The following is a 12,973-nucleotide window of genomic DNA, read 5'->3' on the forward strand; positions in this document are numbered from 1 at the left end:
TCGGGGGCCCGCGGGACGCGGACCCGGTGCCCGCCCGGTGGTGGTCACCACCGGGCGAACGCCTCCCCGGCCAGCCCGATCACGACCGGCACGATGCCGAGGACCAGGAAGGCGGGCAGGAAGCAGAGCCCCAGCGGGGCGGTGATGCGGACGGCGGCGCGCTGCGCCCGCTCCTCGGCACGGTCGGCCAGCCCGGCGCGCAGCCGGGCGGCCTCGGCCGCGGCGGACCGTCCGAGCGCGGACCCGGTACGGGCCGAGCGCCCGGCGGCACGGGCGAAACCGGCGAGCTCGGGCACCGGGCCGGCCGCGGCCCAGGCGTCACCCGGGTCGGCGCCCAGCGCGAGCAGGCCGGAGACCCGCCGCAGCGCCTCACCCGCCGGGCCCTCCAGCCGCCGGGCCGCCGCCCCGACCGCGTCGGGGACGGCGAGCCCGGCGGACAGGCAGGTGGCCAGCAGGTCCCAGGCGGCCGCCAGGTCGGCGGTGTCCACCTGCGGCGCGGCCGCGCGGGCGGCGCGCCGGGCCAGGTGCACGAGAGCGCCGCCGGCCAGCGCCCCGGTGACCGCTCCGCCCGCCCCGGCGACCGCGGCACCGAGCGCGGCGCCCGCGGGGACGAGTACGAGCAGCACCACGGTCCGCGTCGGAGCCGGCCCGGCGGCGGCACCGGTCCCGGCCCGCAGGGCACGCAGCCGCCCCGGACCCGGTCGCGCGCCACCGACGGCGACGGCGAGCGCGGCGAGACCACACGCGGCCGCGATCACGCCGGCACCGCCGCACGCAGGATCCGGTCGGCCCAGGCCGCGCCGCCGAGGGTGAGCAGGACCCCGGTCAGCAGCAGGGCCGGCCCGTGCAGCCCGGTGCGCAGCACGGTCAGCGGGGCGATGCCCATCAGCTGCCCCAGGCCGATACCGGCCAGCGGCAGCGCCGTCAGCACCGAGGCGGTCGCGCGGGGCCCGGCGAGCTGCGCCCGCACCCGGGCCCCGTGCGTGATGCGCCAGCGGATGTCGTCGAGCAGCCCGGTCAGCAGGTCGGCCAGCGGTGCGCCGTGGGCGTCGGCGAGCTCCCAGGCCGCGGCGACCCGTTCGACGTCGCGCCGGGCCGGCCCGCGCGCGGTGCGGCGCAGTGCCTCGGGCACCGGCTCGCCGATCCGGGCGGCGACCGCCGCCGGTTCGAGCAGCTCGCGGGCGAGCGGCCCGTCGTGGACGTGCCCGGCCAGGGCCGCGGCCGGGTGGGCGCCGGTGCGCAGCTCGTCGGTGATGCGGGCGAGCGCGTCGGCCAGCTCGGCCGCCGTGGTCGCGGCGCGGTCGGCGGCCCGTCGCGCGACCACCCGCCGGCGCACCGCCCAGGCCGCGCCCGCGGCGCACACCCCGCCGGCGGGGCCCAGCAGGAGCCAGCCCAGCGGGGCGGCGAGCAGCGGCAGGGGCGGCAGCACCCGCCACGACCGGCCGCCGGCACCGGGCCCCCGGGTGAGGGCCCGCCAGCGGGAGCGGCCCGGCGTCGCGGGCAGGGCCAGGACGGCGAGCCCGATCAGGACCGGTACGGCCGCGCCGCGCGCGGTCCCGGGCAGGGTGCTCAGCACGGGACACCGACCCCGCGTTCGCGCAGCAGGGTGCACAGCTCGTCACGACCCGGCCCGGCCCCGGACCCGCGCTGCCAAGCCGCGCTCACCCGGGGTGCGCCGTCGTCGTCGCGGCCGAGCACACCGATCTCCTCGAGCACCCGGCCCGCGCCGGGACGGCGCCGCATGTGGAGCACGACCTGCACCGCGGCCGTCAGCTGGCCGTCGAGAGCGGCCGGTGCCATCCCGCCGAGCCCGGCGAGCGCACGCATCCGGGCCGGGATCTCGCGGACGGAGTTGGCGTGCACGGTGCAGCCGCCGCCGTCGTGACCGGTGTTCATCGCGGCGAGCAGGTCGCACACCTCCGCGCCGCGGACCTCACCGACCACCAGCCGGTCCGGCCGCATCCGCAGCGCCTGGCGGACGAGCTCGCGCAGCGGCACCCCGCCGGAGCCCTCGATGTTCGGCGGCCGGGCCACGAGCCGGACGACGTGCGGGTGGCGGGGCGAGAGCTCCTCGGCGTCCTCCACGGTGACCAGGCGCTCGCCGGGGTCGACCGCGCCCAGCAGGGCGTTGAGCAGCGTCGTCTTCCCGCTGCCGGTGCCTCCGGCCACGAGCACCGCCAGCCGGGCCGCGACGATCGCACGCAGCAGCGCCTCACCCGTCGCGTCGAGGGTCCCGGTGCGGCGCAGTGCGGCGAGATCGTGCCCGGCGGGGCGCAGCACCCGCAGCGAGATCGCGGTCCCGGCCGCCGCGACCGGGGGCAGGACGGCGTGCAGCCGCACCCCGGCGTCGGGCAGGCGCCCGTCGACGTAGGGGCTGGCGTCGTCGAGCCGGCGGCCCGCGGCCAGGGCGAGGCGCTGGGCCAGGCGGCGCACGGCGTCCTCGTCGGCGAAGGTGACCGGGGTGCGCCGCAGCCCCTCGCCACGGTCGACCCAGACGGCGTCGGGCGCGGTGACCAGGACGTCGGTCGTCGCCGGGTCGCGCAGCAGCGCGTCGAGCGGGCCGGCCCCGGTGAACTCCTGGCGCAGCGTGTGCAGCGCGGCGAGCACGTCGAGGTCGGAGGCGACGCCGCCGGACTCGGCCCGCACCGCCGCCGCGACGGCGGCGGGCCCGGTCTCCCCGCCGGCGTCGGCCAGGCGGGCGCGGACGCGGTCGACCAGCGGGTTCACGACGGCACCCCGGCGGCACCGGCGCCGGCCACGGCGTGCGGTACGCCGCCGTGGGCGAGGCGGTCGTGCACCACCCGCGCCGCCGTGACCAGCGGCCCCCGGCCCGTGCCCGGGGTGCGGCCCCGTTCGAGGGCGGCGGCCAGGTCGCGCTCCGGCCGCATCACCGCGAGCACCGGCAGCCCGAGGGACACGCCGACCTCGTCGGGGGTGATGCCGCCCGGCGACGGGCCGCGGACCACGAGCTCGACGGCCCGGGCGTGCTCGGCCAGGACGTCGGCGACGCGGGCGGCCGCGGCGGCGGGACGCAGCCCGGCGGGGACCACGAGCACGGTCAGGTCGGCCGTGTCGAGCGCGGCCAGCGCGGCGTCGGTGGGGTAGCGGGGCAGGTCGCACACGACGGTGCCCCCGGCCCGTCGCCCGGCCTCGAGGACGGCCGTGACCGCCCCCGGTTCCGGACCGTGCGGCGACCGTGCGCAGGACAGGACCGACAGCGCGGTGCGCCCGGACCCGGCGCGCGGCAGCGCGGCGTGCAGCGACTCGGCCCGCACGCGTCCGTCGCCGACCGACAGCTCGGGCCAGCGCAGACCGGGCTCCTGCTCCAGCCCGACCGCCAGGTCCAGCCCGCCGCCCAGCGGGTCGCAGTCGACCAGCAGGGCCGTCGCGCCCGACCGGGCCGCGGTGACCGCGACCGCGGTGGCCAGCACCGAGGCCCCGGCACCGCCGCAGCCTCCGACGACGGCCAGCACCCGTCCGGCGCGGCCACCCCCGGCGGCGCGTTCCCGGGCGTCGGCCAGCAGCCCGGCGAGCCCGGCCTCGCCCTGGGGCAGCTGGACGACCCGGTCCGCGCCGAGCGCGACCGCGGTGCGCCAGTCCTCGGCCGCCGGCTCGCCCGTCACCGCGATGACGACGTCACCACGGCGCGGGAAGCCCGACTCCCGGCAGCGCCGGGCACCGCCCCGGTCCAGCAGCACGACCGGCGCCCGGGACCAGGCGCGGCGGGCGTCGGCCGCGTCGACCGCGCGCTGGGCGTCCATGTCGGCGGCCGCGGCCAGCCGCAGCAGTGCGTCGAGCAGATCGGGGTCCTCGGCCACGATCAGGCAGCGGCGGTCCATCGCGCATCTCCCCACCGGCCCGCCGGTGCGGGCCCCACGTCGAGCGTGCGGCCCGGCGGGGCCCGTGGACCGGGGAACCGCACCTCTGTGGACAACTCCGCCGACGGACGCGGACCTGTGGACAACCGGCCGGAAACGTCGGTGCCGTGGGGCAGGATGGAGTGCCGGGGCGGGCCCTCGCGGGCGCGCGCGCCGGTGCTGCGCCGGGCCCCACCGTGGAGCGGACCGGACACGACCGTGTCCGGCCGGGCCGGGACATGGGACGACCCCCGCCAGGGGGGATTGGCGGGGGCCGTCGGGCGGTTCAGCCCCGGGGGGTCGAGCTGAACCCGCTCGGACCAGGTCCGAGCTCGAACAACTGTAACCGGAACCGGCCGGTCACGCCCATACCTCGATGACGGCCTGCGCCGACCGGTACCTGCGACGACGTCCTTCCGGCTCACGCGAGCGTGAGCCGGGTCACCGACCGGTGAGCGCGTCCGGGCGACCGGTCGCGTACGGCCGGTCACTCCCGGTAGCCGGTCTGCGAGGCCTCCGGAGCCCCCGGCAGCCGGGCGGCGGGTGCCGCGGGGCCGGCGGTCGCGCGGCGCCGTCGGCGGGTCGGGCACGCTGGGCGTCGTGCCCGATCTCCCCGCCGTCCCCACCGGCCCGGCCGCCGCCCCGCAGGCCGTGTTCCTCGACCTCGACAACACGATCATCGCCGGGTCGAGCGCGCTGGCCTTCGCCCGCCCGTTCGCCCGGGCCGGGCTCATCGACCGCGCGACGGTCGCCCGCGGGGCGTGGGCCCAGCTGCTGCTCGTCCTGGCCGGGGCCGACGCGTCCACGATGGACACGCTCCGTCGCCGGATGGTGCTGATCTGCCAGGGGTGGGAGGTCGCGCGCGTCCGCGAGATCGTCGCCGGGACGCTGCAGGAGATCATCGGTCCGCTCGTCTACCCCGAGGCGGCGCGGCTGCTGGAGCACCACCGGGCGACCGGCGCGGAGCTGGTGCTGCTGTCGGCGTCGGGGCAGGAGGTGGTCGAGCCGATCGCGCGACTGGTGGGCATCGACCGGTTCCGGGCGACGAGGATGCGCATCGAGGACGGCCGCTACGCGGGCGACATCGAGTTCTACTGCTACGGCGAGGGCAAGGCCGTGGCGGCCCGGGAGATCGCCGACGAGCTGGGCGTCGACCTGACCCGGTGCGCCGCCTACAGCGACTCGATCACCGACCTGCCGCTGCTGTCGGCGGTCGGCATGCCCTCGGTGGTCAACCCGGACCGCGAGCTGCGGGCCGTCGCGCGGGAGCGGGGGTGGCCCGTCCTCGCGTTCGTCCGGGCGGCGTCGCGGCGCGACCGGCTGTTCCGGCTGCGGGACCGCCTCGCCGACCGGTGGCACGACACCGCCCCGGCCGGGACACGGCGCGACCCCGCCCTCCCGCTGGCCGTCGCGGCCGGCGGGGTGCTCACCGCGCTCCTCGCCGGGGCCGCGGCCGCCCGCGTCTCCCGGCGCGCGCCCTCGTGAGGGCCGGGACCGCGGCCCGGGTGGACCGGCGCCGCGACCCTGCCGCCGGCGGTCCGGCCGGGTCGGTCGGGGCCGCGGCCGGCCGGACCGGCGTGCGGCGGGCGCCGCGACCGCCGTCCGGGCGGTGTGGCGCACCCACCCGGCCGCCGTCGCCGGTGACCCTCCGCTGCTGAACCGGTGCACCGGTTCGCGAGGGTTGCCCGCGTCACAGCCGCCGAGTACCAAGGTGTCACGGGCCCCGGCCGGGCCAGGGGTGCTCCGGAGGAGAAGGACCGCTCCCCCTGACCGGGCTCCGTACACGGGAACCGGATCACGTCCACGCCGAGCACGCCGCGGGAGGCATGTCGTCGTGGGCCTGCGTACCGGGACGCCGGGCGCCGAGGCCGCGCACACGACGCGAAGTGCACGCCAGGACGCCGGATTCCGTGTCGGGCCGGGTGGTGTCCCTCGGGACTCCACCCGGCTCTCCCGTGTCCGGGGCCGTCCGGGCTCAGCCGGACTGGGCGGCGGCGATCGACAGGCCCTCGCGCCCGCCGGCGACCCACTCGTCGCAGGTGTGGGTGATCCAGCGGGCGAGCCCCGCCGGCGTCCCGGTCGCGAACGCGGCGGCGGCCTCCCGGTACTCGACGGTCCGGCGCAGGAACCCGACCTCGGGCACCGACAGCCCGCGCGGGTCGAGCCCGGTCGACATCGCGGTGAGCCGGGCCGCGGCCCGGGCCACGACGCCGTCGGCCGTGCCGAACGGGGCCAGCGTCAGCAGCTCCCCGTGCACCACCGCCACCAGAACCGGGGCGGGCACCGAGGTCCCGCCGCCGATCAGGTCGGCCAGCGCCGACAGCCGCCCCGACACCGCCGGGCGCGGCCGGCCGAGCAGGTGCTCGTGCTCGGCGGCGGGGACCAGGTCGCTCGCGGCCAGCACGTGCAGCCGGGCGAGTCCCTGCAGCGGGGCCCGCCCCCAGGTGTCGAGCAGCTTCGCGCGCTCGTCCGCGATCCGGACGGCGCCCGCGAGCACCGGGTCGGAGACGTGGTCGGACGTGACCGGCCGCAGCGGCGCCCCGTCGACGGCGGCCGACGCCCGGGCCGCCCGCAGCGCCGCCTCGGCCGCGGTGGCCGGCCACCCGCGCCGGTTCACCGGCTGGTTGTGCACCTCGGTGGCCGCGTCCCGCGCGCGGGACACCGCCTCGGCGACGCCGGGCAGGTCGGCGAGCGGGGCGAGCGGGTCGGCGGCTGCGGGACGGGCCATGCCGTCCATCGTCCCAACCCGTGGGCTACCGCCGGGTAGCACCCCCGGTGGGGTGGACCGCTCGCCGACCGGTCGCGGGGATCCACCGACCGCCGGTCCGCCGCCCGTGCGCCACCGGACGGTTCCGGGGCCGCTGCGCCACACCGTCCGAGCAGGGCGGGGGCCCGCCGACCTGCACGGACGGTCAGGTGCGACGGCCGTCCGGCAGCGACTACCTCTCCCGTCAGACGGTGCACGGGCCGGGAGGTTTCACTAGCGTCAATCCGCACACGTGCGCGCACACCGAGTGCGCCCGAGGCCGCCCGTCGGCCCGAAGTGACCCGCCGCGTCGAGGAGGACACGAGGACATGGCCGAGTCCGAGAAGAGCTCAGCGCTCAGCGCACTGTCGAGTGAGACCAGGTCGTTCGCGCCGCCGGAGGAGTTCGCCGCCCAGGCGAACGCCACCGCCGAGTGGTACGACCGCGCCGACGCCGACCGCGAGGGTTTCTGGGCGGAGCAGGCCGACCGCCTGCACTGGACGAAGAAGTGGGACACCGTCCTCGACTGGGAACCCCCGTTCGCGAAGTGGTTCGTCGGCGGTGAGCTCAACGTCGCGTACAACTGCGCCGACCGCCACGTCGAGGAGGGCAACGGCGACCGCGTCGCCATCCACTGGGAGGGCGAGCCCGGCGACTCCCGCACCATCACCTACGCCGACCTGCAGCGCGAGGTCTCCAAGACCGCGAACGCGCTCACCGAGCTGGGCGTCGGCAAGGGCGACCGCGTCGCGATCCAGCTGCCGATGATCCCCGAGGCCGTCTTCTCGATGCTGGCCTGCGCGCGCCTCGGCGCGATGCACAGCGTCGTGTTCGGCGGGTTCTCCCCGGGTGCGCTGAAGGCCCGCATCGAGGACGCCGAGGCGAAGGTCCTCATCACCTCCGACGGCCAGTACCGCCGCGGCAAGCCCGCGCCGATGAAGGAGAACACCGACGAGGCGGTCGAGGGCACCTCGATCGAGAAGGTCCTCGTCGTCAAGCGGACCGAGACCGACGTGCCGTGGACCGACGGCCGCGACGTCTGGTGGCACGACGTCGTCGACTCCGCCTCCGACGAGCACACCCCGGAGTCCTTCGACTCCGAGCACCCGCTGTTCATCCTCTACACCTCGGGCACCACCGGGAAGCCCAAGGGCATCCTGCACACCTCGGGCGGCTACCTCACCCAGTCCGCGTACACCCACCACGTGGTCTTCGACCACAAGCCGGGCGAGAGCGTCTACTGGTGCACCGCCGACATCGGCTGGGTCACCGGGCACACCTACATCGTCTACGGCCCGCTGGCCAACGGCGCGACGCAGGTGATCTACGAGGGCACGCCGAACACCCCGCACGAGGGCCGGCACTGGGAGATCGTCGACAAGTACAAGGTCTCGATCTACTACACCGCGCCGACGCTGATCCGCACGTTCATGAAGTGGGGCGAGGACATCCCCGCGAAGTACGACCTGTCCTCGCTGCGGGTGCTCGGCACGGTCGGCGAGCCGATCAACCCCGAGGCCTGGATGTGGTTCCGGGAGAAGATCGGCAAGGAGCGCTGCCCGATCGTCGACACCTGGTGGCAGACCGAGACCGGGTCGCAGATGATCGCGCCGCTGCCGGGCGTCACCGCGACCAAGCCCGGTTCGGCGATGCGGCCGCTGCCCGGCATCAACGCCACCGTCGTCGACGAGAACGGCCAGCCGGTCGGCAACGGCGAGGGCGGCTACCTCGTGCTCGACAAGCCGTGGCCGTCGATGCTGCGCGGGATCTGGGGCGACACCGAGCGCTACAAGGACACCTACTGGTCGCGCTTCGCCGAGCAGGGCTACTACTTCGCCGGCGACGGCGCCAAGTACGACGACGACGGCGCCCTGTGGCTGCTCGGCCGCGTGGACGACGTCATGAACGTGTCCGGGCACCGCATCTCCACCACCGAGGTGGAGTCGGCGCTGGTCAGCCACCCGACCGTCGCCGAGGCGGCCGTCGTCGGCGCGTCGGACGAGACCACCGGCCAGGGCATCGTGGCGTTCGTGATCCTGCGCGGGTCGGCCGCGACCGACGAGGCCAAGGGCGACGAGGCGCTCAAGGCGCTGCGCGACCACGTCTCCAAGGAGATCGGCCCGATCGCCAAGCCGCGCCAGATCATGGTCGTGGAGGAGCTGCCGAAGACCCGTTCCGGCAAGATCATGCGACGCCTGCTGCGCGACGTCGCCGAGAACCGCGAGGTCGGTGACGTCTCGACGCTCGCCGACTCCTCGGTGATGGACATGATCTCCTCCGGGATGAGCGACTCCAAGGAGGAGTGAGCCCTCCTCCTCGTGCTCCCAGGGGCACTCTCGGGGCGTAGAGCGCTACGAGGGTGCCCCTGGGAGCGGGGCCGCGGGGGTGGCGCGGGGCGGTGCGGGGCGGCGCGAGGCCGTGCGGGGCGGGGTGGGGCCGTGCCGGGCGGCGTGGGGCGCCGCTGGGCGACACTGGGCGGCATGGACGGAGCAGCCGGGGCGGCCGGTGTGGACGGCGGGATCGAGGTGCGGCGGGGTTTCGTCGTCCCCGCCCGCGAGCTGCGCTGGCGGTTCTCCCGTGCCTCCGGCCCGGGCGGTCAGGGGGTCAACACCACCGACTCGCGGGTCGAGCTGTCGTTCGACCTCGCCGCCTCGCCGAGCGTCCCGGACGGGCTGCGCGACCGCGCCCTGTCCCGGCTGGGGAACCGGCTGGTCGGCGGGGTGCTGACCGTCGTCGCGTCCGAGCACCGCAGCCAGCTGCGCAACCGCGAGGCCGCCCGCGGACGGCTCGCCGCGCTGCTCGCCGAGGCGACCGCGGCCGGGCCGCGCACCCGCCGTCCGACCCGGCCGACGAAGGGTTCGCAGCGCCGCCGGCTCGACGCCAAGACCCACCGCGGCCGGATCAAGCGGATGCGCGGGCGCCCGGACGAGTGAGCCCCGGTCGTCCGGACGGGTACGGCGTGGCGCTCCCCAGCGCCCCGCCGGTCCCCGTGGCACGATGACGGCTCATCCGACGACGGCCGTCCGGGGGACGTTCGGGCCCCCGGGGACCGCGTGCGCCGGCAGGAGGGAAGACGGTGGCCAGCAACAGCCAGACGGGCAACGCGGAGGTTCCGCCGGTCCTGCCCTCGATCCCGCTCACGAACGAGCCGGGCCCCCGCGACGCGTCGCTCGGCGCCCTCGCGAAGGACGTCACCACCCACCTGTCGACGCTCGTGCGGTCGGAGGTGGAGCTCGCCAAGGCCGAGGTCACGGCCGAGGTGAAGAAGGGTGTCCAGGGCAGCGTCTTCTTCGTGGTCGCCGCGGTGATCGGGCTGTTCAGCCTGTTCTACCTGTTCTTCACCCTGGCCGAGTTCCTGTCGATCTGGCTCAACCGCGCCGCGGGCTTCGGCATCACCTTCCTCGTCATGCTGCTGATGGCCGGCCTGTTCGGCTTCCTCGGCTACCTGCGCGTCCGCAAGATCCGCAAGCCCGAGCGCACCATCGACTCGCTGAAGGACTCCGCCCAGGTGCTCGCCCAGCGCGGCCACCGCGGTGACAACGTCCGGGAGATCGGCGACGGCCCGTCCGCACGGCACGCCTCCGCGGGCTGAGCCGTGGCCGGGCCCGCGCCCGACCCGTCGGTCGTCCGGGTCCCGGGGCCGTGGACGCACCGCGCGGTGTGGGCCAACGGCATCCGCATCCACGTCGCCGAGTACGGCCCGCCCGACGGGCACCTCGTCGTGCTGCTGCACGGGTTCCCCGAGTTCTGGTGGACCTGGCGCCACCAGCTCGTGGCGCTGGGCGAGGCCGGCCACCGCGTCGTCGCCCCCGACCTGCGCGGCTACGGCGACACCGACAAGCCCCCGCGCGGCTACGACCTGTGGACCCTGGCCGGTGACTGCGCCGGGCTGATCCGGGCGCTGGGGGAGCGGCGGGCGCACGTCGTGGGCCACGACTGGGGCGCCGCCGTCGCGTGGACGGTCGCCGCCCTGCACCCGCGCCTGGTCGCCTCGCTGACCGGGCTGTCCGCCCCGCACCCGACCGTCATGCGCGACGCGCTGCTGCGCGACCCGCTGGGGCAGGGCCGCGCGAGCCGCTACATGGCCGGGTTCCAGCTGCCCCGGCTGCCGGAGCGGTCGCTGCGCGCCGACGGCGGTGCCCGGGTCGGGCGGATCATGCGGGCCTGGGCCGGCGCGGAGTGGGCGGCCACCGCCGACTTCGCCGACACCGCCGCCCGCAACGCCGAGGCCCTGCGGATCCCGGCCGTGGCCCACTGCTGCCTGGAGTACTACCGCTGGTCGGTGCGCTCGCAGGCCCGCCCCGACGGCCGCCGCTTCGCCCGCGACGTCTCCCGGCCGGTGGGCGTGCCCGTGCTGCAGGTGCACGGCGCCGACGACCCGTGCGTGCTCGACGCGACGATGCGCGGCGACGCCCGCTTCGCCGGGGCCGGTCTGGTGCACCACGCGCTGCCGGGCACCGGGCACTTCCCGCACCAGGAGCACCCGGCCCACGTCACCACCCTGATCGCGGCCCACCTGCGACGCTGCGACGGCTGAACGCCGACCGGTTCCCGGGCACCCGACGTGCACGGATACGCTCGACGACCGTGCGGATCCTGATCGTGGGAAGCGGTGCGCGCGAGCACGCCATCGCCGTGGCTCTGGCGCAGGACCCGGAGGTGACCGCGCTGGCGGTCGCCCCGGGGAACGCGGGGACGGCCGCGGTGTCCGAGCAGCTCGGGCTCGACGTCACCGACAACGACGCCGTCGTCGGCGTGGCGCGGACCTGGCAGGCCGACCTCGTGGTCGTCGGGCCGGAGGTGCCGCTGGTCAACGGCGCCGCCGACGCGGTGCGCGCGGCCGGCATCCCGTGCTTCGGACCCGGTGCCGAGGCGGCGCGGATCGAGGGCTCGAAGGCCTTCGCGAAGTCGGTCATGAGCTCGGCCGGGGTGCCGACGGCGTCCTCGGTGATCGTGGACAACCCCGCGCACCTCGACACCGCGCTGTCGGTGTTCACCCCGCCCTACGTCGTGAAGGACGACGGGCTCGCCGCCGGCAAGGGCGTCGTCGTGTCCGGCGACATCGAGGTGGCCCGCGCGCACGCGCTCGGGCTGCTCGACGCCGGGCACCCCGCGCTGCTCGAGTCCTTCCTCGACGGCCCCGAGGCCTCGCTGTTCTGCCTGGTCGACGGCACCACCGTCGTCCCGCTGCTGCCCGCGCAGGACTTCAAGCGCGTCGGCGACGACGACAGCGGCCCCAACACCGGCGGCATGGGCGCGTACTGCCCGCTGCCGTGGGCCGGCGAGGACCTCGCCGCGGACCTGGTCGAGCGGATCGTGCGTCCGGTCGCCGAGGAGATGGTGCGCCGCGGCACCCCGTTCACCGGGCTGCTCTACGCCGGGCTCGCGCTGACCTCGCAGGGCCCCGCGGTCATCGAGTTCAACTGCCGCTTCGGGGACCCGGAGACCCAGGCGGTGCTCGCGCTGCTGCGCACCCCGCTGTCGCAGCTGCTGCACGCCACCGCCACCGGCACGCTCGCCGAGCAGCCCGCGATCGAGTGGGCGCCCGGCTCGGCGGTGACCGTCGTCGTCGCCGCGGAGGGCTACCCGGCCACCCCGCGGCTCGGTGACGTCATCACCGGCGCGGAGGGCGAGGGCGTCCTGCACGCCGGGACCCGCCGCCGCGACGACGGCGCGGTCGTCTCCACCGGCGGGCGGGTGCTGTCGGTCGTCGGGACCGGCGCCGACCTCGCCGCGGCCCGGGCCGACGCCTACGCCCGGCTGGCCCCGGTCCGTCTCGCCGGCTCGCACCACCGCACCGACATCGGGCTCAAGGCGGAGCGCGGGGAGATCAGCGTCCCCCTCCCGCAGGCCTGATGTTGCGCCGGCATTACGGCCGAATAGCCCAGTGATCTTCGTCTAACCGGCGCAATGCCGCGCCGACCTGGCCGGTCATCGCGCTCACCCGGACGTGTCCGTGGCCGATGTACGGCGCTGGTGAAGAGCCGGTAAAACCGGACACCAGGGTTTGATCTCGGCGGCGACGGGCGGGAATCGTCCTGTGGCACAGGGGCACAGCCGGTGCCCCTGAGACACAGGAGGATCCACCATGGCCACCGCTCCCCAGCCGGCCCGCCGTCGTCGCGCCCTCGCCCTCGTGGGCGCCGTCGTCGCCGCGCCGCTCGCCACCCTGGCGATCACCGGCACCGCGCAGGCCGCCGAGCTGACCCCCGTCGCCGAGTACGTCGACGACACCGTCGCCGACACCGACGCGCAGATCGGTGCGGTCGTCGACGCCCTGGGCTTCGAGGCCGAGTGAGCCCGCGCGGGCCCTCGGCCCGCACCGGTTCGTGAGACCGGGTCCGGCCCCGCCCCCGGCGGCGGCGGGACC

Annotated in this window: 12 protein-coding genes; 7 read left to right on the plus strand and 5 right to left on the minus strand. The window is 76.9% G+C overall.

The window, feature by feature from the left end; all coding sequences use genetic code 11:
- Positions 1-44: 44 nt before the first annotated feature.
- Genes WJX68_RS08590 through ssd form a run of 4 tightly spaced genes read right to left on the minus strand, consistent with a single transcriptional unit; the run spans position 45 to position 3,839 of the window.
- A complete protein-coding gene (locus tag WJX68_RS08590; protein WP_340287767.1) occupies positions 45-758 on the minus strand; it encodes a type II secretion system F family protein in 714 nt (237 codons plus the stop codon).
- Positions 755-1,576, minus strand: coding sequence for a type II secretion system F family protein (locus WJX68_RS08595; RefSeq protein WP_340287769.1), 822 nt, complete (start codon positions 1,574-1,576; stop codon positions 755-757). The genes WJX68_RS08590 and WJX68_RS08595 overlap by 4 nt, the downstream gene beginning before the upstream one ends.
- Entirely contained in the window at positions 1,570-2,727 is a 1,158-nt protein-coding gene (locus WJX68_RS08600) for a TadA family conjugal transfer-associated ATPase (protein ID WP_340287770.1), read from the minus strand. The genes WJX68_RS08595 and WJX68_RS08600 overlap by 7 nt, the downstream gene beginning before the upstream one ends.
- Entirely contained in the window at positions 2,724-3,839 is a 1,116-nt protein-coding gene (gene ssd, locus WJX68_RS08605) for a septum site-determining protein Ssd (protein ID WP_340287772.1), read from the minus strand. Before ssd ends, WJX68_RS08600 begins: the two co-directional genes overlap by 4 nt.
- A gap of 618 nt (positions 3,840-4,457) precedes the next feature.
- Between ssd and WJX68_RS08610 the strand changes: the two genes are divergently transcribed.
- A complete protein-coding gene (locus WJX68_RS08610; protein ID WP_340287774.1) occupies positions 4,458-5,342 on the plus strand; it encodes an HAD family hydrolase in 885 nt (294 codons plus the stop codon).
- Positions 5,343-5,832: 490 nt separating this feature from the next.
- Here WJX68_RS08610 and WJX68_RS08615 read toward each other — a convergent pair whose 3' ends face one another.
- Positions 5,833-6,585, minus strand: a complete 753-nt coding sequence (locus WJX68_RS08615; RefSeq protein ID WP_340287776.1) for an oxidoreductase — start codon at positions 6,583-6,585, stop codon at positions 5,833-5,835.
- 347 nt (positions 6,586-6,932) lie between these two features.
- On the opposite strand from WJX68_RS08615, the gene acs reads away from it, so the two are divergent.
- The 6 genes from acs to WJX68_RS08645 all read left to right on the plus strand — a co-directional run bounded on the left by acs (position 6,933) and on the right by WJX68_RS08645 (position 12,901).
- A complete protein-coding gene (gene acs / locus WJX68_RS08620) occupies positions 6,933-8,909 on the plus strand; it encodes an acetate--CoA ligase (RefSeq protein WP_340287778.1) in 1,977 nt (658 codons plus the stop codon).
- Between the two features lie 174 nt (positions 8,910-9,083).
- A complete protein-coding gene (gene arfB, locus WJX68_RS08625; protein ID WP_340287780.1) occupies positions 9,084-9,536 on the plus strand; it encodes an alternative ribosome rescue aminoacyl-tRNA hydrolase ArfB in 453 nt (150 codons plus the stop codon).
- A gap of 143 nt (positions 9,537-9,679) precedes the next feature.
- The gene (locus WJX68_RS08630) at positions 9,680-10,195 is read left to right on the plus strand and encodes a phage holin family protein (protein ID WP_340287782.1); all 516 of its coding nucleotides are present in this window, start codon (positions 9,680-9,682) and stop codon (positions 10,193-10,195) included.
- Between the two features lie 3 nt (positions 10,196-10,198).
- A complete protein-coding gene (locus WJX68_RS08635) occupies positions 10,199-11,140 on the plus strand; it encodes an alpha/beta fold hydrolase (protein WP_340287783.1) in 942 nt (313 codons plus the stop codon).
- 50 nt (positions 11,141-11,190) lie between these two features.
- Positions 11,191-12,459 carry a phosphoribosylamine--glycine ligase gene (purD, locus tag WJX68_RS08640; protein ID WP_340287785.1) on the plus strand — a complete coding sequence of 423 codons (1,269 nt, stop codon included), beginning with the start codon at positions 11,191-11,193 and terminating at the stop codon, positions 12,457-12,459.
- Between the two features lie 232 nt (positions 12,460-12,691).
- A complete protein-coding gene (locus tag WJX68_RS08645) occupies positions 12,692-12,901 on the plus strand; it encodes a hypothetical protein (protein WP_340287787.1) in 210 nt (69 codons plus the stop codon).
- Positions 12,902-12,973 lie beyond the last annotated feature (72 nt).

Origin of the sequence: Pseudonocardia spirodelae, assembly GCF_037727765.1 — a bacterium.
Taxonomy (GTDB): domain Bacteria; phylum Actinomycetota; class Actinomycetes; order Mycobacteriales; family Pseudonocardiaceae; genus Pseudonocardia; species Pseudonocardia spirodelae.

Coding starts and splice junctions, on each gene's coding strand:
- ssd (WP_340287772.1), bottom strand. CDS start 3,839: ATGGACCGCCGCTGCCTGATCGTGGCCGAGGACCCCGATCTGCTCGAC.
- WJX68_RS08615 (WP_340287776.1), bottom strand. CDS start 6,585: ATGGCCCGTCCCGCAGCCGCCGACCCGCTCGCCCCGCTCGCCGACCTG.
- acs (WP_340287778.1), top strand. CDS start 6,933: ATGGCCGAGTCCGAGAAGAGCTCAGCGCTCAGCGCACTGTCGAGTGAG.
- arfB (WP_340287780.1), top strand. CDS start 9,084: ATGGACGGAGCAGCCGGGGCGGCCGGTGTGGACGGCGGGATCGAGGTG.
- WJX68_RS08645 (WP_340287787.1), top strand. CDS start 12,692: ATGGCCACCGCTCCCCAGCCGGCCCGCCGTCGTCGCGCCCTCGCCCTC.